The following is a 24,942-nucleotide window of genomic DNA, read 5'->3' on the forward strand; positions in this document are numbered from 1 at the left end:
CATGCACTCACTGCAAGCCAAGATCCTCGATTCCCGCATCGGCAGCGAATTCCCCCTGCCGCAATACGCTACCCCAGGCTCTGCCGGCCTCGACCTGCGCGCCATGCTCAAGGAAGAAGTCGTCCTCGAACCGGGCCAGACCATCCTCATCCCCACCGGCCTGTCGATCTACATCGCCGACCCGGGCCTGGCCGCGCTGATCCTGCCGCGCTCGGGCCTCGGCCATAAGCACGGCGTGGTGCTGGGCAACCTGGTGGGCCTGATCGACTCCGACTACCAGGGCGAGTTGATGGTGTCCTGCTGGAACCGCGGCCAGACCGCCTTCCGCATCGCCATTGGCGAACGCATCGCCCAGCTGGTTCTGGTGCCTGTGGTCCAGGCGCACTTTGAACTGGTCGACGAATTCCATGAGAGCGAGCGCGGCGCCGGCGGTTTCGGTCACACCGGCAGCCACTGACAAGCCAGAATCAGGACGACGATTCGCCTAGGAGACGTTCAGTGAAACTCTTCAAGCGCAGCAAGGACGCCGCCGGCAACGGTACAGCCCGCCTTTCGCCCGAGGCCAAGCCTGCCCGCAAGCAGTCCGACGACCTGCTCCCGGGCGCACTTGCCGCACTCGCGGGCGTGGCCGCTGCCGGCGCGCTGCTCTGGTTCGGCGCGATTGTCCCGTCCGAGCAGAGTCGAACCGGACAACTTGCGCAGGCCTGGGGTGACAGCCAGGCCTCCGCCCTTCGCCAGGCCATCACCCAGTTGCGGGCCGACACCGCCGCGGCCGCCCACGATCCGAGCCTGATCGACGCCCTCAACAGTGGCGATGCCGGCCAGCTGATGACCGCCGAGCGCGGACTGGGCTATCGCGACGGCGTGATCGACGCCCACCTCAACCTGCCCGGCCAGGCCCAGCAGAACAGCCAGCGCGCCGCGCCGATGAACTTCGCCGCGCTGGACTTGCTGCGTCGCCTGGAAGGCGGTCAGCAGCCCAGCCCCGAAGCCTACAAGGTGGGTGAACGCTGGCTGATCTACAGCGCCGCGCCGCTGCGCCTGAACGATCAGAGCGCCCCCCAGGGCACACTGTTGCTGGTGTTCGACCTGGATCGCCTGATGCGCAGCCTGCCGGCACTGCCGGACGGCGTTGGCCAGTTGCAGCTGGTCCAGCAGTTCAACAATGCCCCGGCCCAGCTACTGGCCCAGCGCGGACAGCCCGGCGACGCCGCGGCCATCGCACTGGACAGCGGCAATCCGAACTGGAAGCTCAGCTTCGTTCCCGGCGCGGCGCTGACCGGGGAAAGCATTTCTCCGCTGCTGCTGGCACTGGCCGCACTGCTCGCCCTGGGCGGCGCGGTGCTGGGCCTGAAGCTTTACCAGGGCACGCTTCAGCGCAAGCTGCGTGATGACGCTCAGCAACTCAATCAGATGCTGCAAGAACTCTCGAACGGCAAGAGCGTCAAAGCCTTCAGTCTGCGCCTGCCGGCGCTGGACAACCTGGCCCAGGCGCTCGCCCGCCAACCCAGGCGTAAATCCGAGCCGGCGCCGGACAACGGCCAGGCCCAGGCGGTCGCCAGCAACCCCGTTGCCCCGGCTCCCGCACAGCCAGCCGCATCGGCTGACCCACTTTTCCAAGATACCGACATTCTCGATATCGACATCCTCGACGAAGACCAGGACCTCCTGGGATTGGAGCAAGCCCCCGCCATGACCAGCATCGAACAGATCGCCCCCACCCTGCCCGCCAGCATTTTCCGCGCGTATGACATTCGCGGTGTGGTCGGCGACACCCTCACCACCGAGACCGCCTACTGGGTAGGTCGCGCCATCGGCTCCGAGAGCCTGGCCCGCGGCGAGTCCAACGTCTCGGTTGGCCGCGATGGTCGCCTGTCCGGCCCCGAACTGGTTCAGGCCCTGATCCAGGGCCTGCTGGACTGCGGCTGCCAAGTCAGCGACGTCGGCATGGTGCCGACCCCGGCGCTCTACTACGCGGCCAACGTGCTGGCCGGCAAATCCGGCGTGATGCTCACCGGCAGCCACAACCCGCCGGACTACAACGGCTTCAAGATCATGGTCGCCGGCGAAACCCTGGCCAACGAACAGATCACCGCCCTGCACACCCGCATCCAGAACAACGACCTGGCCAGCGGCGTCGGCAGCGTCGAAGTGGTGGACGTACTGGATCGCTACTTCCGTGAAATCCGCGACGACATCGCCATGGCCAGGCCCATGAAAGTGGTAGTGGACTGCGGCAACGGCGTCGCTGGCGTGATCGCGCCGCAGCTGATCGAGGCCCTGGGCTGCACCGTGATTCCGCTCTACTGCGACGTCGACGGCACCTTCCCCAACCACCATCCGGATCCGGGCAAGCCCGAGAACCTGGAAGACCTGATCGCCAAGGTGAAGGAAGAGAAGGCCGACCTGGGCCTGGCCTTCGACGGCGACGGCGACCGCGTCGGTGTGGTGACCAACGAAGGCACCATCATCTACCCGGACCGCCTGCTGATGCTGTTCGCCAAGGACGTGGTATCGCGCAATCCGGGCGCCGACATCATCTTCGACGTCAAGTGCACCCGCCGCCTGACTTCCCTCATCAGCGGCTATGGCGGCCGCCCGGTGATGTGGAAGACCGGCCACTCGCTGATCAAGAAGAAGATGAAGGAAACCGGCGCGCTGCTGGCCGGCGAGATGAGCGGCCACATCTTCTTCAAGGAGCGCTGGTACGGCTTCGACGACGGCATCTACAGCGCCGCGCGCCTGCTGGAAATCCTCAGCCAGGACAAGCGTGACGCCGAACTTGTGTTCTCGGCCTTCCCGAAAGACGTCTCCACTCCGGAAATCAACATCACCGTCACCGACGAGAGCAAGTTCCGCCTGATCGAGCGCCTGCAGCGCGAGGCCAACTGGGGCGAAGCGAACCTCACCACCCTCGATGGCGTGCGTGTCGATTATCCGAAGGGCTGGGGCCTGTGCCGCGCCTCCAACACGACTCCCGTGCTGGTGCTGCGCTTCGAGGCCGACACCGAGGAAGAGCTGGAACGCATCAAGCAGGTGTTCCGCAGCCAGCTCACCCTCATCGCCCCTGAACTCAACCTGCCGTTCTGATCCGTGTCACTGGAGCCCAGCATGACCCTCAGCCTCGACGCTGCTTCCCAAGTCGCCCAGGTCCTGTCCGAAGCACTGCCCTACATTCGCCGCTTCGTCGGCAAGACCCTGGTGGTCAAGTACGGCGGCAACGCCATGGAGAGCGACGAGCTGAAGGCCAGCTTCGCCCGCGATGTGGTGCTGATGAAGGCTGTCGGCATCAATCCGGTGGTGGTGCATGGCGGCGGTCCGCAGATCGGTGACCTGCTCAAGCGCCTGTCCATCGAGAGCCACTTCGTCGACGGCATGCGCGTGACCGACGCGCAGACCATGGACGTGGTCGAGATGGTGCTGGGTGGCCAGGTGAACAAGGACATCGTCAACCTGATCAACCGCCACGGCGGCAGCGCCATCGGCCTGACCGGCAAGGACGCCGAGCTGATCCGCGCGAAGAAGCTCACCGTCACCCGCCAGACCCCCGAGATGACCCAGCCGGAGATCATCGACATCGGTCACGTGGGCGAAGTCGCCAGCGTCAATACCGACCTGCTGAACATGCTGGTGAAGGGCGACTTCATCCCGGTGATCGCGCCGATCGGCGTGGGCGCCAACGGCGAGTCCTACAACATCAACGCCGACCTGGTGGCCGGCAAGGTGGCCGAGGCACTGAAGGCCGAGAAGCTGATGCTGCTCACCAACATCGCCGGCCTGATGGACAAGCAGGGCAAGGTACTCACCGGTCTGTCCACCGAGCAGGTCAACGACCTGATCGCCGACGGCACCATCTACGGCGGCATGCTGCCGAAGATCCGCTGCGCGCTGGATGCCGTGCAGGGCGGCGTGAATGCTGCACACATCATCGATGGCCGCGTACCCCACGCCGTGCTGCTGGAGATCTTCACCGACACAGGCGTCGGCACCCTGATCACCAACCGCAAGCGCAGCTAAGCGGAGCGACACCCAGACAGGCCGGAGCGATCCGGCCTGTTCTTTTTGAGGAGCCGGCAATGGCCAAGCTGTCCCGTGATGACTTCCGCTTCTTCCACCCCCTGCGCGTGCGCTGGGCCGAGGTCGATCCGCAAGGCATCGTCTTCAACGGCAACTACCTGACCTACGCCGACGTCGCGATCACCGAGTACTTCCGCGCCATGGACGTGGCCTATCCGGCCGATCTGCTGAAGGACGGCGGCGACTTCTTCGCGGTGAAGACCCTGCTGGAGTACCTGGCGCCTGCACGCTTCGACGACCAGTTGGACATCGGGGTGCGCGTCAGTCGCCTGGGCAGTGCGAGCATGGCTTTCGAGCTGGGCATCTGGCGCGGGGAAGAACAACTCACCTCGGGTGAAGTGGTATACGTGCACGCGGACGCCGGCAGCCGCAAAAGCGTGCGGCTCCCGGACTGGTTGAGGGAGCGGGTGCGGGAGTTCGAACGGATCGCGCCGGCCGACTGAAGCCGGCTAGCGGGCGCCGCCAAGCAGTTCGGCCAGCCGCGCACGGTCGGCGGCATAGCCCGCCTTGGCGATATCGCGGTCCTTTTCGTAGCGGGCGATGTCCTTGTCCAGGCTCTTCTGCTGGTCGCGCAGGTTGTCGATCTGCTCCACCAGGTGGGCGGGCACCTCGCGTCCAGCGCGCTCGCTTTCCGCAGCCTGAGTCTGCAGGCTGGACTGCTGGGCACGCAGCGATTGCTGATTGCCACGGGCGACGCCGATCAGGCCATCGAGCTCGGCCATCTTGCGTTCCAGGGCACGATCGACATCTTCGACGCTGGTATAGAGACGCAGCAACTGGGCATCGGACCTGGCGCGAGCCTTCTCATCCAGCAGACGCTGCATTTCCTCACGGCTCGGCGCCGGCGGGACCACACGCACGACCCGCCCGTGCTCATTGAGCACTTCGTAACCCTTGCCGATGTATTCCGGCGGAACGCCCTGGCGATCCAGGACGGTCACACCTTTGTCGTCGACGTAGCGATACAGTTCCGCCGCGCCGGCCAACGCCGGCGACAACAGGACCAGTGCCAGGCTGCAGCGAAGTGCAAACGGCTTCAGCATGAGGACTCCCGGCCCCGAATGGTCAGATACCGAAGTTGGCGCGATAGGTTTCCACGGCAGGCAGGTGTTTCTTCAGCTCGGCGTCACCAGCCAGGTACTCCAGTACCTGCTCCAGAGAGACGATGCTGACCACCGGCATGCCGAAGTCACGCTCCACTTCCTGTATAGCCGAGAGTTCGCCCTGGCCGCGTTCCTGGCGATTAAGTGCGATCAGCACGCCAGCCGCCTGGGCGTTCTGCGCCTGGATGATCTGCATGACTTCGCGGATCGCCGTACCGGCGGTGATCACGTCATCGATGATCAGCACGCGACCTTCGAGCGGCGCGCCAACCAGGGTGCCGCCTTCGCCATGGTCCTTGGCTTCCTTGCGATTGAAGCACCACGGGATGTCGATCTGATGATGTTCGGCCAGCGCCACGGCAGTGGCAGCCGCCAGCGGAATGCCCTTGTAGGCCGGGCCGAACAGCACATCGAAAGGAATGCCGCTATCGACCACGGCGGCCGCATAGAATCGGCCGAGCTTGGCAAGGGCAAGGCCGCTGTTGAACAGGCCGGCATTGAAGAAATAGGGGCTGGTACGCCCGGACTTGAGAGTGAACTCACCGAAACGCAGAACCCCGCGCTCGATGGCAAAGCGAATGAAATCGCGCTGGTACGCCTGCATGAAAAGCCTCGGACGGCACGGATTTAGCTAAAAAGAAAGAGCTCGGGTATCATACACGCACGTGTTTTTGGGGGCCATTTATGCGGATCATCAGTGTGAACGTGAATGGTATTCAGGCAGCAGCCGAGCGAGGTCTCCTCAGCTGGCTGCAAGCCCAGAATGCCGACGTGATCTGCCTGCAAGACACACGTGCCTCCGCCTTCGACCTGGACGACCCTGCCTTCCAACTGGATGGTTATTTCCTCTATGCCGGCGATGCCGAAGTGCCTGCCCAAGGTGGCGTGGCGCTCTATTCGCGGTTGCAACCCAAGGCGGTTATCTGGGGACTCGGCTTCGAGTCCTGCGATCGGTACGGACGCTACCTGCAGGCAGATTTCGACAAAGTGAGCATCGCCACCCTGCTGCTGCCTTCCGGGCAAGGCGGGGACGAGAACCTGAACCACAAGTTCAAGTTCATGGACGACCTCACCCATTATCTGAACAAGCAGCGCCGCAAGCGCCGCGAGTACATCTACTGCGGCTCGCTGTACGTTGCGCACCAGAAGCTGGATGTGAAGAACTGGCGCGACTGCCAGCAGATCCCGGGCTTCCTGGCGCCCGAGCGCGCCTGGATGGACGAAGTGTTCGGCAACATGGGCTACGTCGATGCCCTGCGCGAAGTCAGCCGCGAAGGCGACCAGTTCAGCTGGTGGCCGGACAGCGAGCAGGCTGAGATGCTCAATCTCGGCTGGCGCTTCGACTACCAGGTGCTGACACCGGGTCTGCGCCGCTTCGTACGTAGCGCCAAGCTGCCGCGTCAGCCGCGCTTCTCGCAGCACGCGCCGCTGATCGTCGATTACGACTGGCTGCTCAGCGTGTGATCCAGGCAGAAAAAAGCCGGCTTTCGAGCCGGCTTTTTCTTGTCCGCGATTCGGCCTATTTCACCAGCCGCCAGCAGAAGGGATAGCGATAGGCTTGCCCCTCGTTCGCCTTGATCCCGGCGATGATGGTCAGCACCAGCGCACCGATGCTCACCAGGCCGAGCAACGGGAAGCCGATCACCACCAGCATCAGCAGGAAGCACAGCACTACGGCCAGCGCCACGGTGATCTGGAAGTTCAGCGCTTCCTTGCCCTGGGCATCGACGAAGGGATCGAGGTCCTTCTTGATCTGCCAGACGATCAGCGGACCCAGCAAGTTGCCAAAGGGGAACACCAGGCCGAGGAAGGCGGAGAAGTGGCAGAACATCGCCCACTGCCGGACTTCCCGGGTAGGCTCCTGATACTCAGTTGGCTCGTCCATTCCTGCACCTCCTCGTGCAATGTCGGCGTCAGTCGGCCAGAGCGGCGCGCTGCAGCTCGAACAGATCATTCAGGCCCTTGCGCGCCAGCTCGAGCATCGCGTTCAGCTCTTCCGGCTGGAAGGGTGCGCCCTCGGCGGTACCCTGGACTTCGATGAAGCCGCCGGCATCGGTCATGACCACGTTCAGGTCGGTTTCGGCGGCGGCGTCTTCCAGGTAGTCCAGGTCCAGCACCGGCTCGCCCTGGTAAATGCCCACGGACACCGCGGCGACCATCTGCTTCAGCGGCTCGCCCTTCAGGGCACCACGCTTCTTCAGCACTTTCAGCGCATCCACCAGGGCCACCATGGCGCCGGTGATGGACGCGGTACGGGTGCCGCCATCGGCCTGGATCACATCGCAATCCAGATAGATGGTGTTCTCGCCCAGCTTGGTCATGTCCAGCGCAGCGCGCAGCGAGCGGCCGATCAGACGCTGGATTTCCAGGGTGCGGCCGCCCTGCTTGCCACGGCTGGCTTCGCGCTGGTTACGCTCACCGGTGGCACGCGGCAGCATGCCGTATTCGGCGGTCAGCCAACCCTGGCCCTGTCCCTTGAGGAAACGCGGCACGCCGGCTTCGACGCTGGCCGTGCAGATCACTTTGGTATCCCCAAACTCCACCAGCACCGAGCCTTCGGCATGCTTGGTGTAGTTGCGGGTGATGCGGATCGGGCGCAGCTGATCGGCCGCGCGGCCACTGGGACGTTTCATGGGGGCTTACCTGTTCGGGAGAAATCTGCCGCCATTATAGAGGCCCGACGGCATGGGGGACATCGCCGCGTTGGGAGGCGCAGGCCGCCTGGGCTACAATCCCCTCCTTTGATCGCCGAAACCGAGAAGAGGAAACCCCATGGTGCACAGCATGACCGCCTTCGCCCGCGTCGAACGGGCCGGCTCCCACGGCACCCTGAGCTGGGAACTACGCTCGGTGAACCACCGCTACCTCGAACCCCATCTGCGACTGCCGGAAGCCTTCCGCGACCTCGAAGGCCCGGTGCGCGAGGCCCTGCGCCAGGGCCTCTCCCGCGGCAAGGTGGAATGCACCCTGCGCATGGCCGAAGAAAGCGCCGGCAAGCCGCTGCAGGTGGACCGCGAGCGCGCCAGCCAACTGATCCAGGCCGCCGAGAGCGTCGCCGCGCTGATCCAGCAACCGGCACCGCTCAATCCCCTGGAAGTGCTTGCCTGGCCGGGCGTGCTGGTAGCCGATGCCGCCGATCCGCAAGCGCTCAACGCCGCTGCCATGGAAGCCTTCGCCCAGGCCCTCGCCGAGCTGAAGAACGGCCGCTCCCGCGAAGGCGCCGAGCTGGCCCGCCTGCTCAATGAACGTCTGGACGCCATGCAGGAAGAAGTCACTGCCCTGCGCGCACTGGTTCCGCAGATGCTTGCCGGCCAGCGCCAGAAGATCCTCGACCGCTTCACCGAGATGAAGGCCGAGCTGGACCCGCAACGCCTGGAACAGGAGATGGTGCTGCTGGCGCAGAAGAGTGATGTCGCCGAAGAGCTGGACCGCCTCGGCACCCACATCAGCGAAGTCCGCCGCGTACTCAAGGCCGGCGGTGCCGCCGGCCGCCGCCTGGACTTCCTGATGCAGGAGCTCAACCGCGAAGCCAACACCCTGGGCTCCAAGGCCTTCGACCCGCGCAGCACCCAGGCTGCGGTCAACCTCAAGGTGTTGATCGAGCAGATGCGCGAACAAGTCCAGAACATCGAGTAAGAGAACGCCCCCATGACCGCCACCCCCGGCACCCTGTACATCGTTTCCGCCCCTTCCGGCGCCGGCAAGACCAGCCTGGTCAAGGCGCTGATCGACGCCGAGCCGAACATCCGCGTCTCGGTATCCCACACCACCCGCGGCATGCGCCCGGGCGAGGTGGATGGCGTGAACTACAACTTCGTGTCCCGCGAAGAGTTCGTGCACATGCTCGAGCACGGTGACTTCCTCGAGCACGCCGAAGTCTTCGGCAACCTCTACGGCACGTCCCAGCGCTGGGTCCAGCAGACCCTGACCGAGGGCCATGACCTGATCCTCGAAATCGACTGGCAGGGCGCCCAGCAGGTCCGCCACCTGATGCCCCTGGCCAAGTCGATCTTCATCCTGCCGCCGAGCCAGGAAGCCCTGCGCCAGCGCCTGGACAACCGCGGCCAGGACAGCAACGAGATCATCGAGCGCCGCATGCGTGAAGCAGTCAGCGAGATGAGCCACTACGTCGAGTACGACTACCTGGTGATCAACGACGACTTCGCCACTGCCCTGGACGATCTCAAGGCCATTTTCCGCGCCAACCAGCTGCTTCACGCCCCGCAGCAGGTTCGTCACGGCGCCCTGCTCGCGCGCCTGCTCGAGTAGGCGCGAAAGCGTCTATTACGGCGATAGCTGGTTCCCTGGCCCGCCTTGAGCCACACTCCACCACAGGAGCGCCGAAAATCGGCGCTTCCCTAAATGGTGGCGATTTTTTAGACTATTCAGTCCGCTCGCCCGATCCGGGCAAAGTATCAGCCACCCATTTCGTGCTACGAGGAACACCATGGCCCGCGTTACTGTTGAAGATTGCCTGGAAAACGTCGACAACCGCTTCGAGCTGGTCATGCTCGCTACCAAGCGTTCCCGTCAGCTGGCCACCGGCGGCAAAGAGCCGAAGGTAGCCTGGGAAAACGACAAGCCGACCGTAGTCGCCCTGCGCGAAATCGCTGCCGGCCTGGTCGACTACGAAGTCGTCGCCCAGGAAGACATCGTTGAAGAAGAGCCGCTGTTCGCCGCATTCGAGGACGAGGCCAACGAGGCCCTCTGATCCTATGCCTGGTCGACGTCGCACGGCGCAGGGTAACGAAGGCCGGCAAGGAGAAATATCTTGCCGAGCATAGACGCCCTTGCCGAACGACTTTCGACCTATCTCGGCGCCGACCAGGTCAACCTGGTGCGCCGAGCCTACTTCTACGCCGAGCAGGCGCACGACGGCCAGCGCCGTCGCAGCGGTGAAGCCTACGTCACTCACCCGCTCGCCGTAGCCAGCATCCTCGCCGACATGCACATGGACCATCAGAGCCTGATGGCCGCGATGCTGCATGACGTGATCGAGGACACCGGCATCGCCAAGGAAGCCCTCAGCGGGCAATTCGGCGAAACCGTCGCCGAGCTGGTGGACGGGGTCAGCAAGCTGACCCAGATGAACTTCGAGTCCAAGGCCGAAGCCCAGGCCGAGAACTTCCAGAAGATGGCCATGGCCATGGCGCGCGACATCCGCGTGATCCTGGTCAAGCTGGCCGACCGCCTGCACAACATGCGCACCCTGGAAGTGCTGTCCGGCGAGAAGCGCCGGCGCATCGCCAAGGAAACCCTGGAAATCTACGCCCCCATCGCCAACCGGCTGGGCATGCACAGCATGCGCGTGGAATTCGAGGACCTCGGCTTCAAGGCGATGCACCCGATGCGCTCCGAGCGCATCCGCGCTGCAGTGCGCCGCGCCCGCGGCAACCGCAAGGAAATCGTCAACAAGATTGAGGAATCGCTGACCAACTGCCTGCGTCGTGAAGGCATGGAAGGCGAGGTCATCGGCCGCGAGAAGCACCTCTACAGCATATACAAGAAGATGCGCGGCAAGCGCCGGGCGTTCAACGAAATCATGGACGTCTACGCCTTCCGCATCATCGTCGACAAGGTCGACACCTGCTACCGCGTGCTCGGCGCCGTGCACAACCTGTACAAGCCGCTGCCCGGTCGCTTCAAGGACTACATCGCGATTCCCAAGGCCAACGGCTACCAGTCGCTGCATACCACCCTGTTCGGCATGCACGGCGTGCCCATCGAGATCCAGATCCGCACCCGCGAAATGGAAGAGATGGCCAACAACGGCATCGCCGCCCACTGGCTGTACAAGTCCACCGAGGACGACCAGCCCAAGGGCACCCACGCCCGCGCCCGCCAGTGGGTCAAGGGCATCCTGGAACTGCAGCAACGCGCCGGCAACTCCCTGGAATTCATCGAGAGCGTGAAGATCGACCTCTTCCCCGACGAGGTCTACGTGTTCACGCCCAAGGGCCGCATCATGGAGCTTCCGAAAGGCTCCACCGCGGTCGACTTCGCCTACGCCGTGCACACCGATGTCGGCAACACCTGTATCGCCTGCCGCATCAACCGCCGCCTGGCGCCGCTGTCCGAACCGCTGCAGAGCGGCGAGACGGTCGAGATCGTCACCGCGCCGGGCGCCCGGCCAAACCCGGCCTGGCTCAACTTCGTCGTCACCGGCAAGGCACGCACCCATATCCGCCACGCCCTCAAGCAGCAGCGCCGCTCCGAATCCATCAGCCTCGGCGAACGCCTGCTGAACAAGGCACTGGCCGGCTTCGAGAGCCACCTGGACAAGATCAGCCCCGAGCGCATCCAGGCCGTCCTCGGCGAGTACCGCCTGGACGTGATCGAAGACCTGCTGGAAGACGTCGGCCTCGGCAATCGCATGGCCTACGTGGTCGCCCGTCGCCTGCTGGCCAGCGACGGCGAGCAGCTGCCGAACCCCGAGGGTCCGCTGGCGATCCGTGGCACCGAGGGCCTGGTGCTGAGCTACGCCAAGTGCTGCACGCCGATCCCGGGCGACCCCATCGTCGGCCACCTGTCCGCCGGCAAGGGCATGGTGGTGCACCTGGAAAACTGCAAGAACATCAGCGAAATCCGGCACAACCCGGAGAAATGCATCCAGCTGTCCTGGGCCAAGGACGTTGCCGGCGAGTTCAATGTCGAACTGCGCGTGGAGCTGGAGCACCAGCGCGGCCTGATCGCCCTGCTCGCCAGCAGCGTCAATGCCGCCGATGGCAATATCGAGAAAATCAGCATGGACGAGCGCGATGGCCGCATCAGCGTGGTCCAGCTGGTAGTCAGCGTGCACGACCGTGTGCATCTGGCCCGCGTGATCAAGAAGCTGCGTGCGCTCAAGGGGGTGATCCGTATCACCCGCGTGCGGGCGTAGCCGATCCCAAGAAACCCAAGGAGTTCTCATGAGCAAGACCGTCATCAGCAGCGACAAGGCCCCCGCCGCCATCGGCACTTACTCCCAGGCCATCAAGGCCGGCAATACCGTCTACATGTCCGGCCAGATCCCGCTGGATCCGAAAACCATGGAACTGGTTGAAGGCTTCGAAGCCCAGACCGTACAGGTGTTCGAAAACCTGAAGGCCGTGGCCGAAGCCGCCGGCGGTTCCTTCAAGGACATCGTCAAGCTGAACATCTTCCTGACCGACCTGTCCCACTTCGCCAAGGTCAACGAAGTCATGGGCCGTTACTTCGAGCAGCCCTACCCCGCCCGTGCCGCCATCGGCGTTGCCGCCCTGCCGCGCGGCTCCCAGGTGGAAATGGACGCCATCCTGGTCCTCGAATAATTCGTCCCCGCCACGGGCCGTCCGGCCCGTGGCACCGTTCCGGAAGGAATCCGAAATGCGCTACACCCTCCCCCTGCTGCTTTGCGCGGCCATTCTTGGCGGCTGCTCCAGCACCCCGTCTGACCCTAGCGGCATCTGGATCAACCAGGCGGCGATCAACGCCGCGGCCAAGGAGGGCAAGCTGCGTGAATCCCTGCTCGCCTACGGCCCGAACCTGGAATGGCAGATCGACCAGAAGACCGGCGAAGCCCACTACAGCAATGGCTTCGAGCTGGGTGAAGGCCGTCTCGCGGCCCAGGAAGATGGCAACTGGCGGGTGGATTTCTACGGCGACTACCACGAAGTGCTGGAAGTGGACGGCAACGAGCTGGTGCAGCAGGCCAGCGAGAACCTTCCCGAGCAGCGTTTCGTCCATCCGGAGACAGCTCCGGCAGAAGGCGCCCCACCGGGCAGCGCCTTCGAGCATGCGCTCTACTCCGCCTACCTTGGCGGCGACTGGAAGATCGTCGAAGGCCAGGGAGAGGGCGGTCTGGTCAAGTTCAACGCCGATGGCAGCCTCGAAGGCCTGCCGGGCGCGAATCGCTACGCCCTCTGCCTGGCTGGCGACTGCGCGGCCATGAGTGGCGAAAACGACAGCATCTGGCTGCAGAACGGTAACCAGGGCGCCGCTTGGATCTTCGTTCACGATGGTGATGAACTGGAAATCCTGGAAGCGCGCAACCGCGCCCAGATCGACGAAATGCCCGAGTACGCCCCCGGCAAGCGCGCCTGGCTACTGGAGCGCGACTAAGTTTCTCCCGCACGCACGGACGTAGGAGCGAGCTCTGCTCGCGAAGCTCCGTGCCGTGCCGATCGCGAGCAGAGCTCGCTCCTACACGCTGACCACCAGCCACAGCCCCAGCGCCAGCAGCAACGCTCCACAAAGCCTATCCAGCGCCCTGACTCGCAACTGCAGCCAACCACGCCAGCGCGGATAACCGAGCAGCCGCACCAGCGCCATATCCCAGAACAGCACCACAGCGGTCATCCAGGCCATGCTCATGGCCAGCCCCCACCCCGGCATCGCCGCATTGCGTAACACACCAAACAGGCCCGCGTAGAAAATCGGCAGCTTTGGATTCAGGCTGCTGGCCAGCAAACCCTCAGTGAATCCATGGCGCCATGAGCCGCGCTGGCCGGTCTCGGCTTCCGGCAGCACCAGCTCTCGCCGGGCCAGCAGTGCCTGGCCACCGATCCAGACGAAATAGCCACCGCCAACCACTTGCAGCACCAGCCAGAACGTCCCACCCGACTCGGGCAACAGGCTCATCGCCAGCAGTACCAGCAGCATGCTCAGCAGGTTCGCCAGGGCGATCCCGGCGGCGCAGCCATCAGCATGGCGCAGACCTTTCACCAATCCGGCGCGCAACAGCAGGAAGAAATCCGGACCTGGCGACAGCAGGGCGGCGAAATGGGTGCTGGCGACCAGCAGGAACAACGCGAGCATGGCTTCGAACCTCCGAGGAACACGGCAGGCAGTGTCGAAGCCGGATGGGGCGGCAGTCTTGGAGAAAACTCAGGTGCGGGCAGAGCGACGGAAGTGCCCGGGCGTCACGCCGGTAAAGCGCTTGAAGGTGCCGGAGAAATGCGCCTGGTCGTAGAACCCCAGGGACAGCGCCACCTCCAGCGGCGACTGGTCACCCAGCAAGAGGCGCTTGGCCTCACGCACCCGACGTTGCAACAGGTAGGTATGCGGCGGCACGCCGTAGGCACGACGAAAGGCTTCAATCAGGTGGCGCGGATGGCGCTGGACCAAGCCCGCCAGCTGTTCGAGGCTCACCGCCTCGGCGTAGTGCGCCTCCAGGTAGTCGCGCAGGAAAGCCGTCACGCCGCCATCGCGCGCGGCAGGCGCTGCCGCGCGCAAGCCACCGTGGCGAATGAACACCCGCTCCAGCACCTCCAGCAGCTCGCTTTCCACGGCCAGTGCATCGCCACGCTCGAACTCCGCGGCCAAGCGTGCCAACCCGGCCGCTACCTGCCCGTCATCGGCCGGATTCAGCTCGCGGAAGCCGCTGGGCAGGCGCTTGCGCCCGAGCAATGCGGGCAGGCGCGACTCCTCGACATAGAGCATGCGATAGACCAGCCGCTCGGATTCGGCATGGCCGGTATGGGGCTCCTCCGGATTCATCAGCGACAGGGTGCCGGCCGGCAGGGCATGTCGCGCGCCCCGGCATTGATAGCCGCCAACGCCTTCGAGGATGGCGCCGATGGCGAAGGCATCATGGCTATGCCGGCCGAACTGCTGCCCGGAAAAATCCGCATGGAACAGCTCCACCCCAGGCAACCAGGGGCGGGCCAGCATGCGGTTGGCGTCCATCCTCAGGGCTCGCCGAGGATGGCCGCGTACCCTTCGCGATAGCTCGGGTAGCGCGGCACCCAGCCCAGGGCGCGGGCACGGGCGTTGCTGCAGCGCTTGCTGCCGGAACGGCGCACGGTGGACTCCTCGGCCCACTCGGTTACCCCCATCTGCTCGCGCAGCCAGCCCACCACTTCATGCAGCGGAGCCGGCGCATCGTCGACGCCGATATAGCAGTCCTGCAGCGCCACGCCGCCGGCTTCGGCCTTGAGCAGATGAGCCAGGAGACCGGCGCAATCGTCGACGTGGATACGGTTGGCATAGAGCGGCGGCTCGCTGACCACCCGGTAGCCCATGCGTACCTGCTTGAGCAGCCATTCGCGTCCGGGACCGTAGATTCCGGTGAGGCGCACCAGCGTCGCGGGGATACCGCTGTCCTGGGCGATGCGCTCGGCTTCCAGCATCACGCTGCCTGAGAAGCTTTCGGCTTCGGCGGGTGACGTTTCGTCGATCCACTCACCATCGCGCTGACCATAAACACCGCTACTGGAGACGAACAGCAGCCGGCGCGGCGTCTGGCCACGCTCGGCCAGCCAGCCAAGGACGTGTCGCAGGCCCTCGACATAGGCAGCACGGTAGCCCACTTCGTCAGGCTGGGAAGCCGCCACGCAGTAGACCAGGTAATCCAGCGGCCCTTGCGGCCAGGCGGTTGGACAGGCGGGCTGCTCCAGATCGCCGGCCACCGGCAGGACACCCGCCGGCAGTGCTGCGACCTGGCGACGCAGGCCATGGACGGTCCAGCCAGCCTGCAGCATTTGCTGCGCCAGCCGGCTGCCGACGTCGCCACAGCCGGCAATCAGGAGAATAGGGGTATCGGACATTGGGGAGGCTCCGAAAAAGTCCTCAGGATAGGGGCACTACTGGCTATCGCCAAATCGGACCGCGAAGGGGGCGAAGCTCCGAGCTGTAGCGTCATTGATATAAAGTCACTTTTACAAACAAGAATTACTTGCAATAATGCCAACCCTTCGGTCCAGGCCGACGCTCCCGCGCCGATGGACGAAACCGCCTCCTTTCCTTCAGGTCCGGCCAGCATGAATTCCAACGCCCGCAACGCACAGCCCAACACCGCCTCCCGCCCGCCACGCCTGCTCGCGGCCCTGTTGATCAGCCTGATGCTGACGCCCAACGCTTCCTTCGCCGAGGAGCCGACCGCGCAATCCGTCCCGGCTGCCGCCAGCCAGGCCACCGCACCGGCACCTGCCGCCAACGCGCCTGCCGTCGCCCCGGCCAACGGTGCCGCCCCGGCAGCCGATGCTGCCGCCCAGGACCCGAACGCCCTGCCGGCCGACCCGCTGGCCGCCGAGCAAGAAGGCGAGCAGATGCTGGCCCACGACCTCTCCCCCTGGGGCATGTACCAGAACGCCGATATCGTGGTGAAGGCCGTGATGATCGGCCTGGCCCTGGCCTCTGTCCTGACCTGGACCGTATGGATCGCCAAGGGCTTCGAGCTGGTCGCCGCCAAGCGCCGCCTGCGCCGCGAACTGGGCATCCTTAAATCCGCACGCACCCTGATCGAGGCTGGCGAGAAGGTCAGCAACGGCAATTGCGTCTCCCATCAGCTGGTGCAGGACGCCCAGGAAGAGGTAAAGCTCTCCGCCAACACCCGCGAGAAAGAAGGCATCAAGGAACGCGTCAGCTTCCGCCTCGAACGCCTGGTCGCCGCCAGCGGTCGCCAGATGAGCCAGGGCACCGGCGTGCTCGCCACCATCGGTTCCACGGCGCCCTTCGTCGGCCTGTTCGGCACCGTCTGGGGCATCATGAACAGCTTCATCGGCATCGCCAAATCCCAGACCACCAACCTCGCGGTGGTCGCCCCCGGTATCGCTGAAGCGCTGCTGGCCACCGCCCTCGGCCTGGTCGCGGCGATCCCGGCCGTGGTGATCTACAACGTCTTCGCCCGCTCCATCGCGGGCTACAAGGCGCAGGTGTCCGACGCTTCGGCCCAGGTCCTGCTGCTGGTCAGCCGCGACCTCGACCACCAGCCGGCCGACCGTGGCCATTCTCCGCACATGGCAAAAGTGGGCTGATCCATGGGAATCCATCTGAACGATGGTGGCGATGATCTCCAGGAAACCCACGAGATCAACGTCACCCCCTTCATCGACGTGATGCTGGTGCTGCTGATCATCTTCATGGTCGCGGCCCCCCTGGCGACGGTCGACATCAAGGTCGACCTGCCCGCCTCCACCGCCAAGCCCGCACCCAGGCCGGACAAGCCGATCTACCTGAGCATCAAGGAAGACAAGAGTCTTTACCTTGACAACGAGCAGGTCACTGAAGAGCAACTGGGCGGCGTGCTGGACAAGCTGACCAACTCCGACAAGGACAAGACCATCTTCGTCCGTGGCGACAAGGTGGTGGAGTACGGTCGCCTGATGGAAGTCATGGACACCCTGCGCGGTGCCGGCTACCTGAAGATCGGCCTGGTAGGACTCGAGACGGTCGGCACTAAATGATCCAGGGCAAACGCAAGCTGTCGCAATGGGGCGTCAGCCTGGTCGTGGTGCTCGGCCTGCACCTCGGCCTCGGCCTCTGGGCGCTCTACTGGCGTCCCCATGCCGAGCCGATCGAGCTGCCGCCGGCGGCCATGATCGTAGAGCTGGAGCCGCTGCCGGCCCCTGCGCCCAAGCCGGCGCCTCCGCCACCGCCCCAGGTCGAGCCCGAACCCGAGCCGCTGCCCAAGCTGGTCGAAGCGCCGAAGCCGAAGATCGCCATCGCGCCCAAGCCCAAGCCCAAGCCGAAACCCAAGCCGCCGAAGCCGAAGCCGCCGGAACCCAAACCTGAAAAGCCGCGGGAAACCGAGAGCGTGAAGGAAAGCGTCGCCGCGCCGACCACCCCGGCTCCGAGCGACAGCAAGCCCGCCGCCCAGCAGCAGGCCGCCTCCAGCGCACCTTCGGACGCCAAGCCGACCTGGCAGAGCAAGCTGCTGGCACACCTGGCGCGCTACAAGCGTTACCCGGACGACGCCCGCCGCCGTGGTTTCGAAGGGGTCAACCGCCTGCGCTTCGTGGTCGATGGCGAAGGCAAGGTGATCTCCTACTCCCTGGTCGGCAAGTCCGGCAGCGCCTCGCTGGATCGCGCCACCCTGGAGATGATCCGCCGCGCCCAGCCGCTGCCGCCGCCCCCGCCGGAACTGCTCAACAACGGCTCCCTGGAAGTGGTCGCGCCCTTCGTCTACTCGCTGGACCGCCGTTGATTTCCAAGCGTCTGCGCACCTCTCGCAGGCGCTTGGTTCCATTGACTCCAGCCGCTATGCTTGCCGGACATCAATGGAAAAATGCTATGACCCTCACCGAACTGCGCTACATCGTCACCCTCGCCCAGGAACAGCATTTCGGCCGTGCCGCCGAACGCTGCCACGTGAGCCAGCCGACCCTGTCGGTCGGGGTGAAGAAGCTGGAAGACGAGCTCGGCGTGCTCATCTTCGAACGCAGCAAGAGCGCGGTACGCCTGACTCCGGTCGGTGAAGGCATCGTTACCCAGGCACAGAAGGTGCTGGAACAGGCCCAAGGCATCCGCGAGATGGCCCAGGCCGGCAAGAACCAGCTCGCCGCGCCGCTCAAGGTGGGCGCCATCTACACCGTCGGCCCCTACCTCTTCCCACACCTCATTCCGCAGCTGCACCGGGTCGCCCCGCAGATGCCGCTGTACATCGAAGAGAACTTCACCCACGTCCTGCGCGACAAGCTGCGCACCGGCGAGCTGGACGCGATCATCATCGCCCTGCCCTTCGCCGAAGCCGACGTGCTGACCAAGCCGCTCTACGACGAACCCTTCTACGTGTTGCTGCCGTCCGGGCACCCCTGGACTGCCCGCGAGTCCATCGACAGCGAGATGCTCAACGACAAGAGCCTGCTGCTGCTGGGCGAGGGTCACTGCTTCCGCGACCAGGTGCTGGAAGCCTGCCCGAGCCTGCGCAAGGGCGGTGAAGACAGCGCCAAACACACCACGGTGGAATCCAGCTCCCTGGAAACCATCCGCCACATGGTCGCCTCGGGCCTCGGCGTGTCGATCCTGCCGTTCTCCGCGGTGGACAGCCATCACTACGCTCCCGGCGTGATCGAGATCCGCCCGCTGACGCCGCCGGTGCCCTTCCGCACCGTGGCCATCGCCTGGCGCGCCAGCTTCCCGCGCCCGCGCGCCATCGAAGTACTGGCGGACTCCATCCGCCTCTGCTCCGTGGCCCACCCGGAAACCCAGGGCGAACCACAGCCGGCATGACCGAGCTGTCGCAAGTCCCGGTCACCGTGCTCAAGGGCGTGGGCGCCGCCCTGGCGGAAAAGCTCGCCAAGGTGGGCCTGGAGAACCTGCAGGACATCCTCTTCCACCTGCCCACCCGCTATCAGGACCGCACCCGCATCACCCCCATCGGTGAGCTGCGCCCCGGGCAGGACGCGGTGGTAGAAGGCATAGTCGCCGGCGCCGATGTCGTCATGGGCCGCCGCCGCAGCCTGCTGGTGCGGCTGCAGGACGGCACCGGCACGCTCTCCTTGCGCTTCTTCCACTTCAGCCAGGCGCAGAAGGAAGGCCTCAAGCGCGGCACCCAGTTGCGCTGCTACGGCGAAGTCCGCCCCGGCGCCACCGGCCTGGAGATCTACCACCCGGAATACCGCTCCCTCAGTGGCGATGAACCGCCACCGGTGGAACAGACCCTGACACCGATCTACCCCACCACCGAAGGCCTCACCCAGCAGCGCCTGCGTAGCCTCAGCCAGCTCGCGCTGGCCCGCCTCGGCCCCCAGAGCCTGCCCGATTGGCTGCCCAGGGAGCTGGCGCGCGACTACCACCTGGGCTCGCTGGACGAAGCGATCCGTTACCTGCACCGGCCGCCGCCGGACGCTGACCTGGAGGAGCTCGCCGAAGGCCAGCACTGGGCCCAGCAGCGCCTGGCCTTCGAGGAACTGCTCACCCACCAGCTGTCCCTGCAGCGCCTGCGTGAAAGCCTCCGGGCCCAGCACGCGCCGCAGCTGCCGCCCGCGCGCAAGCTGCCGAAGCAGTACCTGGCCAACCTCGGCTTCCAGCCAACCGGCGCCCAGCAGCGGGTCGGCGCGGAAATCGCCTATGACCTGGCACAGCAGGAACCCATGCTGCGCCTGGTGCAGGGCGACGTCGGCGCCGGCAAGACGGTGGTCGCCGCCCTTGCCGCCTTGCAAGCGCTGGAGGCCGGCTACCAGGTGGCGCTGATGGCCCCCACCGAAATCCTCGCCGAGCAGCACTTCCTGAACTTCAGCAAGTGGTTGCAGCCGCTGGGCATCGAGGTCGCCTGGCTCGCCGGCAAACTCAAGGGCAAGGCCCGTGCCGCCGCCCTGGAGCAGATCGCCGGCGGCACGCCCATGGTGGTCGGCACCCACGCTCTGTTCCAGGACGAGGTGAAGTTCAAGCGTCTGGCCCTGGTGATCATCGACGAGCAGCACCGTTTCGGCGTCCAGCAGCGCCTGGCCCTGCGTCAGAAAGGCGTGGACGGCCGCCTCTGCCCGCACCAGCTGATCATGACCGCCACGCCCATTCCGCGGACCCTGGCCATGAGCGCCTATGCCGATCTGGATACCTCCATCCTCGACGAGCTGCCGCCTGGCCGGACGCCGGTGAACACCGTGCTGGTGGCCGACAGCCGCCGCATCGAAGTGATCGAGCGGGTCCGCGCCGCGTGCCACGAAGGTCGCCAGGCCTACTGGGTCTGCACCCTGATCGAAGAATCCGAAGAGCTGACCTGCCAGGCGGCGGAAACCACCTTCGAAGAGCTTTCCTCTGCGTTGGGCGAACTGCGCGTGGGCTTGATCCACGGGCGCATGAAACCCGCCGAGAAGGCCGAGGTGATGGCCGAGTTCAAAGCCGGCGCCCTGCAATTGCTGGTGGCCACCACCGTGATCGAGGTGGGCGTGGACGTGCCCAACGCCAGCCTGATGATCATCGAAAACCCCGAACGCCTCGGCCTTGCCCAGCTGCACCAGCTGCGCGGACGCGTCGGCCGGGGCAGCGCCGCCAGCCACTGCGTGCTGCTTTATCACGCCCCGCTTTCGCAACTCGGCCGTGAACGCCTGGCGATCATGCGCGAGACCTGCGACGGCTTCGTCATCGCCGAGAAGGACCTGGAACTGCGCGGTCCTGGCGAAATGCTCGGCACCCGCCAGACCGGCCTGCTGCAATTCAAGGTGGCCGACCTGATGCGCGATGCCGACCTGCTGCCGGCCGTGCGCGACGCGGCCCAGGCGCTACTGGCCCATTGGCCTCAGCATGTCAGTCCACTATTGGAGCGCTGGCTGCGCCACGGCCAACAGTACGGCCAAGTGTGATGCAGTTCACAGCTCAACCGTCGCCTCGCCCCGACCACTTCCTAGCTGCTCGTTATACTCCGGGCAGAAAAATTCAAAGCTGGATGCTGCCATGACAGAAGTCGCCCTCGCCCCGGATTCCTCGCCACAACCACCCGAAGTGATAGTGCAGCTGCTGGAAAAGCTCGGACTGGCCTTCCAGGTTCGTCTGGAGCATCCGGGTCTGTCTGCTGCGCAGCGGGTCCAGTCGGTGCTGCTGGAAGACGCCGTCGGCGCCCTTCTGGTGCTCTTCCCGCGTAGCCAGCTGCTCGACCTCAACCGCCTCGCCGAACTCACCGGCCGCAAACTGGTAGCGGTCAAGCCCGAGCGCCTTGAGCGCATGCTCGGCAAGCACCAGCTGGGCACCCTGCCGGGCCTGCCGCCGCTGACCAGCTCGCCGTGCCTGTACGACGAGCGTCTGCTGCAGGAGCCGCGCCTGCTGGTCGAGTCCGGCCAACCCGGTGTACTGCTGGAGCTGGCCAGCGAGGACTATCGCAGCCTGCTCGGCAAGGCCAGCGCCGCACGCTTCGGCGAACCCCTGGCGAGCATCCGCCCGAACCTCGACCGCCCGGCCGACGACCGTGCCGAGATCACCCAGGCCGTCCAGGCCTTCACCGCGCGCCGTATCCAGCAGCGCCTGGAAGAAACCATCGAGATTCCGCCGCTGGCTGAATCCGCGCAGAAGATCATCAAGCTCAGGGTCGACCCCAACGCCACCGTGGAAGACATCACCGGCGTGGTGGAAACCGACCCGGCCCTGGCCGCGCAGGTGGTCAGCTGGGCGGCCTCGCCCTACTACGCCGCGCCTGGCAAGATCCGCTCGGTGGAAGACGCCATCGTGCGCGTGCTGGGCTTCGACCTGGTGATCAACCTCGCCCTCGGCCTAGCCCTGGGCAAGTCCCTGAGCCTGCCCAAGGACCAGCCGCAGCAGGCCACGCCGTACTGGCAGCAGGCGATCTATACCGCTGCGGTAATCGAAGGCCTGACCCGCGCCATGCCCCGCGCCCAGCGCCCCGAGACCGGCCTGACCTACCTCGCCGGCCTGCTGCACAACTTCGGTTACCTGGTGCTGGCCCACGTCTTCCCGCCGCATTTCTCGCTGATCTGCCGGCATCTGGAGGTCAACCCGCACCTCTCCCACAGCTACATCGAGCAACATCTGCTGGGCATCACCCGCGAGCAGATCGGCAGCTGGCTGATGCGCTTCTGGGACATGCCGGAAGAGCTCTACACCGCCCTGCGCTTCCAGCACGATGCCGACTACCAGTACGACAACGCTGCCTACCCCAACCTGGTGTGCCTGGCAGTCAGCCTGCTGCGCAACCGGGGCATCGGCTCAGGCCCGGAAGCCGTGATTCCGGATGACCTGTTCGAAGCCCTGGGCATCAGCCGCGAGAAGGCGGATGACGCAGTGAACAAGGTGCTGCAGGCGGAAGCCGCGCTGCGCGAGCTGGCTTCGCAGTTCAACGCGCCGCATTGATCCTGCCGGCATGAAAAAGGGGCGCCAGTGGCGCCCCTTTTTTCATCCCCTTTCCGCACGCTGTGGGAGCGATTTCAATCGCGAATGAATTCGCTCCTACAGGGGAAACATGGTCAGGCGGCTTTCTTCTCGACGGCCTTTTTCTTCGGCACCAGGTGCTTGGTCAGGCCCTGGAACCAGATCACCAGCCCCGGGTTGCCCTGGATCTGGATGTCCTTGTTCTGGATGCCCTGCATGAAGGCGAGCTGTTTGTTCTTCGCGCTCATGGTGGCGAAACCGTAGGCGCCGTCCTTGAAGCCGATGGCAAAGGCAGGCGCGCTGGCGACACCACGTTTGCTGACGACGCGCAGGTCTTTGACGATGAAGTGACGAGCGATCTTGCCGTCCAGGGTGTGCAGCTGGAACACCAGGTCCTTGCCCGCCAGCTGCTGCTGGAACTCGGCATTGTCACGGCTGGCCTTGGCCATCAGGCGACCCAGCATCCAGAGAAGAAAGCGGAATTTCATGCGCGCACGGCCTCGAAGGATTGAGAAAGCGGCGCATTGTAGCGGTTTGCCGGCAGGACTACAGCCAGCCAAAGGAGGGTATGACGAGAGACCGGGTGAACTGCCCGGAACCTCCCCGGTTCCGGGCAGAAGAAGCTTAGTTCACGGCTTCTTTCAGCGATTTGCCCGGCTTGAAAGCAACGGTATTGCTGGCCTTGATCTTTACCGGCTGGCCAGTCTGCGGGTTTTTGCCGGTGCGGGCCCCACGGTGACGTTGCAGGAAGGTGCCGAAGCCCACCAGCGTCACGCTGTCCTTGCGGTTCAGCGCGTTGGTGATTTCTTCGAGCACCGCATTGAGTACGCGATTGGCCTGATCCTTGGTGAGATCAGCCTTTTCAGCGATAGCGGCGGCGAGTTCCGGTTTACGCATAGATGCCTCTTTGACGGTTTGTTGTTTTTGTGTCCGTGCTGTCCTTCCAGAACAGCGCCCAAGGCGCCGCAACGGCTCTGCGCTGCGGCAGACCACGGGGAGGATGGCACGCCTATTGGCACTCCGCCAGTGTCCTCAGCGGGAATTCCGAAAGAACAGAACGATTATTCCGACAGAAGGGCTGACATTTATGCCAGCAACGGTGGCAGCTCGCGGTTCAGCGCCAGTTTTTCCTGCACCGCAGCCCCGGTCAGGGCATAGCCGAGCAGGCGGCCCGTGGCATCGCGGCACAGCGCCTTGATGTCCGCCCCAGAGCCTTCCACCGTCCAGCTGCCCGCCGAGCCACGGGGCGGCGGCGATACCACCAGCGGGCACACCGGCGTCTTCACCGTCACCGGCATGGCGCCGTAGGCCACCGCCGTGGGATTGCCCGCCAGGGTCTGCGCCAGGGCGCGGGCGCAGGCCATCAGCGGCATCACGTAAAGCAGGTTGAGACCATCGACCTCGGCGCAATCGCCCAGGGCGTAGACATTGCCGTGGGAGGTGCGCAGCTCGCGGTCCACCACCACGCCACGGTTCACCGCCAGGCCTGCAGCAGCGGCCATATCGGTACGCGGGCGCAGGCCCACGGCGGAAACCACCAGATCACAGGAGATGCGGGTACCGTCGGAGAGCAGCGCATCAAGGCCGTTCTCGCCACGGTCCAGGCGCGCCAGCACCGGTCCCAGGTGGAAGCGCGCACCCAGGCTTTCCAGCCCGGCCTGCACGGCCGCCGCAGCCGCCGAATGCAGCAGGCCCGGCATCACCTGCTCGCAAGGCGCCACCAACTCCACTTCCAGGCCGCCCAGGCTGAGGTCGTTGGCGAATTCGCAGCCGATAAGGCCGGCGCCGAGAATCAGCACCCGGCGCTTGCCGGCGGAGGCGGAGCGGAAGCGTGCATAGTCTTCCAGGTCGTTGATCGGGAAGATCGCGTCCTGGGCGTCGCCTTCCACCGGTACGCGGATGGTGTCCGCACCCCAGGCCAGCACCAGATCGCGATAGGACACGGCCTCTTCGTCTATCCACAGGCGCTTGTGAGCCGGATCGATGCCGGTAATACGGGTATGGGTGCGGATTTCCGCCTTGAGCTGCTCGGCCATGGCGCCAGCCTCGGCCATGGCCAGGCCGTCGGCGTCCTTGTTCTTGCCGAAACCGGTGGACAGCATGGGCTTGGAGTAGGAGCGACCGTCGTCGGCACTGATCAGCAGCAGCGGGGTTTCGCTGTCCAGCTTGCGAAACTCCTTGGCCAGGTTGTAACCGGCCAGGCCGGTGCCGACTATCACCACGGGTGCACTCATTGCTCACTCCTGCTCGCGAAACGACTCGACGG

27 protein-coding genes are annotated in these 24,942 nt (G+C 65.3%); 17 read left to right on the top strand and 10 right to left on the bottom strand.

What is annotated here, in order from left to right:
• Position 1 precedes the first annotated feature (1 nt).
• From dut to E8E91_RS11870, 4 genes are all read left to right on the top strand, one after another.
• Complete coding sequence (gene dut, locus E8E91_RS11855) at positions 2-457, top strand: dUTP diphosphatase (protein ID WP_151138393.1); 456 nt, start codon at positions 2-4, stop codon at positions 455-457.
• A 1,235-nt stretch (positions 458-1,692) separates the two neighbouring features.
• Positions 1,693-3,090: a phosphomannomutase/phosphoglucomutase gene (gene algC / locus E8E91_RS11860; protein ID WP_280375932.1), complete on the top strand. Its 1,398-nt coding sequence runs from the start codon at positions 1,693-1,695 to the stop codon at positions 3,088-3,090.
• A 21-nt stretch (positions 3,091-3,111) separates the two neighbouring features.
• Entirely contained in the window at positions 3,112-4,017 is a 906-nt protein-coding gene (gene argB / locus E8E91_RS11865; protein ID WP_280369936.1) for an acetylglutamate kinase, read from the top strand.
• A gap of 59 nt (positions 4,018-4,076) precedes the next feature.
• A complete protein-coding gene (locus E8E91_RS11870; RefSeq protein WP_280375900.1) occupies positions 4,077-4,520 on the top strand; it encodes a thioesterase family protein in 444 nt (147 codons plus the stop codon).
• Between the two features lie 6 nt (positions 4,521-4,526).
• Here E8E91_RS11870 and E8E91_RS11875 read toward each other — a convergent pair whose 3' ends face one another.
• Positions 4,527-5,120: a DUF4124 domain-containing protein gene (locus E8E91_RS11875; protein ID WP_280369932.1), complete on the bottom strand. Its 594-nt coding sequence runs from the start codon at positions 5,118-5,120 to the stop codon at positions 4,527-4,529.
• 22 nt (positions 5,121-5,142) lie between these two features.
• Positions 5,143-5,784, bottom strand: a complete 642-nt coding sequence (gene pyrE / locus E8E91_RS11880; protein WP_190829196.1) for an orotate phosphoribosyltransferase — start codon at positions 5,782-5,784, stop codon at positions 5,143-5,145.
• Positions 5,785-5,864: 80 nt separating this feature from the next.
• On the opposite strand from pyrE, the gene E8E91_RS11885 reads away from it, so the two are divergent.
• Complete coding sequence (locus E8E91_RS11885; protein ID WP_069086259.1) at positions 5,865-6,644, top strand: exodeoxyribonuclease III; 780 nt, start codon at positions 5,865-5,867, stop codon at positions 6,642-6,644.
• Between the two features lie 55 nt (positions 6,645-6,699).
• Here the strand turns inward: E8E91_RS11885 and E8E91_RS11890 are convergent, their stop codons facing one another.
• Together E8E91_RS11890 and rph are read right to left on the bottom strand one after the other, a co-directional pair.
• Complete coding sequence (locus E8E91_RS11890) at positions 6,700-7,065, bottom strand: DUF4870 domain-containing protein (RefSeq protein ID WP_190829194.1); 366 nt, start codon at positions 7,063-7,065, stop codon at positions 6,700-6,702.
• Positions 7,066-7,093: 28 nt separating this feature from the next.
• A complete protein-coding gene (gene rph, locus E8E91_RS11895; protein ID WP_190829192.1) occupies positions 7,094-7,813 on the bottom strand; it encodes a ribonuclease PH in 720 nt (239 codons plus the stop codon).
• 139 nt (positions 7,814-7,952) lie between these two features.
• Here rph and E8E91_RS11900 point away from each other — a divergent pair, with 139 nt between their 5' ends.
• The 6 genes from E8E91_RS11900 (at position 7,953) to E8E91_RS11925 (ending at position 13,259) form a co-directional block, all read left to right on the top strand.
• Positions 7,953-8,816 (top strand): YicC/YloC family endoribonuclease, encoded by an 864-nt coding sequence (locus E8E91_RS11900; RefSeq protein ID WP_280375901.1) that lies wholly within the window; start codon positions 7,953-7,955, stop codon positions 8,814-8,816.
• A 12-nt stretch (positions 8,817-8,828) separates the two neighbouring features.
• Complete coding sequence (gene gmk / locus E8E91_RS11905) at positions 8,829-9,449, top strand: guanylate kinase (protein WP_280375902.1); 621 nt, start codon at positions 8,829-8,831, stop codon at positions 9,447-9,449.
• A 178-nt stretch (positions 9,450-9,627) separates the two neighbouring features.
• The gene (rpoZ, locus tag E8E91_RS11910) at positions 9,628-9,891 is read left to right on the top strand and encodes a DNA-directed RNA polymerase subunit omega (RefSeq protein ID WP_151138412.1); all 264 of its coding nucleotides are present in this window, start codon (positions 9,628-9,630) and stop codon (positions 9,889-9,891) included.
• A gap of 60 nt (positions 9,892-9,951) precedes the next feature.
• A complete protein-coding gene (gene spoT / locus E8E91_RS11915; RefSeq protein ID WP_190829188.1) occupies positions 9,952-12,060 on the top strand; it encodes a bifunctional GTP diphosphokinase/guanosine-3',5'-bis pyrophosphate 3'-pyrophosphohydrolase in 2,109 nt (702 codons plus the stop codon).
• Between the two features lie 28 nt (positions 12,061-12,088).
• Positions 12,089-12,469, top strand: coding sequence for a RidA family protein (locus tag E8E91_RS11920; protein WP_077524919.1), 381 nt, complete (start codon positions 12,089-12,091; stop codon positions 12,467-12,469).
• Between the two features lie 55 nt (positions 12,470-12,524).
• The gene (locus E8E91_RS11925; RefSeq protein WP_280375903.1) at positions 12,525-13,259 is read left to right on the top strand and encodes a hypothetical protein; all 735 of its coding nucleotides are present in this window, start codon (positions 12,525-12,527) and stop codon (positions 13,257-13,259) included.
• 81 nt (positions 13,260-13,340) lie between these two features.
• Here E8E91_RS11925 and E8E91_RS11930 read toward each other — a convergent pair whose 3' ends face one another.
• From E8E91_RS11930 to E8E91_RS11940, 3 genes are all read right to left on the bottom strand, one after another.
• Positions 13,341-13,955, bottom strand: coding sequence for a LysE family translocator (locus tag E8E91_RS11930; protein WP_280375904.1), 615 nt, complete (start codon positions 13,953-13,955; stop codon positions 13,341-13,343).
• A 69-nt stretch (positions 13,956-14,024) separates the two neighbouring features.
• Positions 14,025-14,825, bottom strand: coding sequence for an AraC family transcriptional regulator (locus tag E8E91_RS11935; RefSeq protein ID WP_280375905.1), 801 nt, complete (start codon positions 14,823-14,825; stop codon positions 14,025-14,027).
• Between the two features lie 2 nt (positions 14,826-14,827).
• The gene (locus tag E8E91_RS11940; RefSeq protein WP_280375906.1) at positions 14,828-15,685 is read right to left on the bottom strand and encodes an SDR family oxidoreductase; all 858 of its coding nucleotides are present in this window, start codon (positions 15,683-15,685) and stop codon (positions 14,828-14,830) included.
• 213 nt (positions 15,686-15,898) lie between these two features.
• Between E8E91_RS11940 and exbB the strand changes: the two genes are divergently transcribed.
• The 6 genes from exbB to E8E91_RS11970 all read left to right on the top strand — a co-directional run bounded on the left by exbB (position 15,899) and on the right by E8E91_RS11970 (position 22,658).
• Complete coding sequence (exbB, locus tag E8E91_RS11945; protein ID WP_280375907.1) at positions 15,899-16,894, top strand: tonB-system energizer ExbB; 996 nt, start codon at positions 15,899-15,901, stop codon at positions 16,892-16,894.
• A 3-nt stretch (positions 16,895-16,897) separates the two neighbouring features.
• Positions 16,898-17,323, top strand: coding sequence for a TonB system transport protein ExbD (gene exbD, locus E8E91_RS11950; RefSeq protein WP_280375908.1), 426 nt, complete (start codon positions 16,898-16,900; stop codon positions 17,321-17,323).
• Positions 17,320-18,063, top strand: coding sequence for a TonB family protein (locus E8E91_RS11955; RefSeq protein WP_280375909.1), 744 nt, complete (start codon positions 17,320-17,322; stop codon positions 18,061-18,063). Before exbD ends, E8E91_RS11955 begins: the two co-directional genes overlap by 4 nt.
• Before the next feature lie 86 nt (positions 18,064-18,149).
• Entirely contained in the window at positions 18,150-19,088 is a 939-nt protein-coding gene (locus tag E8E91_RS11960; RefSeq protein ID WP_280375910.1) for a hydrogen peroxide-inducible genes activator, read from the top strand.
• Complete coding sequence (gene recG / locus E8E91_RS11965) at positions 19,085-21,160, top strand: ATP-dependent DNA helicase RecG (protein WP_280375911.1); 2,076 nt, start codon at positions 19,085-19,087, stop codon at positions 21,158-21,160. Before E8E91_RS11960 ends, recG begins: the two co-directional genes overlap by 4 nt.
• 91 nt (positions 21,161-21,251) lie before the next feature.
• Positions 21,252-22,658, top strand: a complete 1,407-nt coding sequence (locus tag E8E91_RS11970; protein ID WP_280369908.1) for an aminoacyl-tRNA deacylase and HDOD domain-containing protein — start codon at positions 21,252-21,254, stop codon at positions 22,656-22,658.
• Between the two features lie 113 nt (positions 22,659-22,771).
• Here E8E91_RS11970 and E8E91_RS11975 read toward each other — a convergent pair whose 3' ends face one another.
• The 3 genes from E8E91_RS11975 to E8E91_RS11985 form a co-directional block, all read right to left on the bottom strand.
• Positions 22,772-23,164 carry a helicase gene (locus E8E91_RS11975; protein WP_280375912.1) on the bottom strand — a complete coding sequence of 131 codons (393 nt, stop codon included), beginning with the start codon at positions 23,162-23,164 and terminating at the stop codon, positions 22,772-22,774.
• 136 nt (positions 23,165-23,300) lie between these two features.
• Positions 23,301-23,573, bottom strand: coding sequence for an HU family DNA-binding protein (locus tag E8E91_RS11980; protein WP_016495401.1), 273 nt, complete (start codon positions 23,571-23,573; stop codon positions 23,301-23,303).
• A 188-nt stretch (positions 23,574-23,761) separates the two neighbouring features.
• Positions 23,762-24,910 carry an FAD-dependent oxidoreductase gene (locus E8E91_RS11985; protein WP_280375913.1) on the bottom strand — a complete coding sequence of 383 codons (1,149 nt, stop codon included), beginning with the start codon at positions 24,908-24,910 and terminating at the stop codon, positions 23,762-23,764.
• Between the last annotated feature and the right edge of the window lie 32 nt (positions 24,911-24,942).

The sequence above is a fragment of the Pseudomonas sp. BN515 genome (genome assembly GCF_029873155.1).
GTDB lineage: Bacteria > Pseudomonadota > Gammaproteobacteria > Pseudomonadales > Pseudomonadaceae > Metapseudomonas.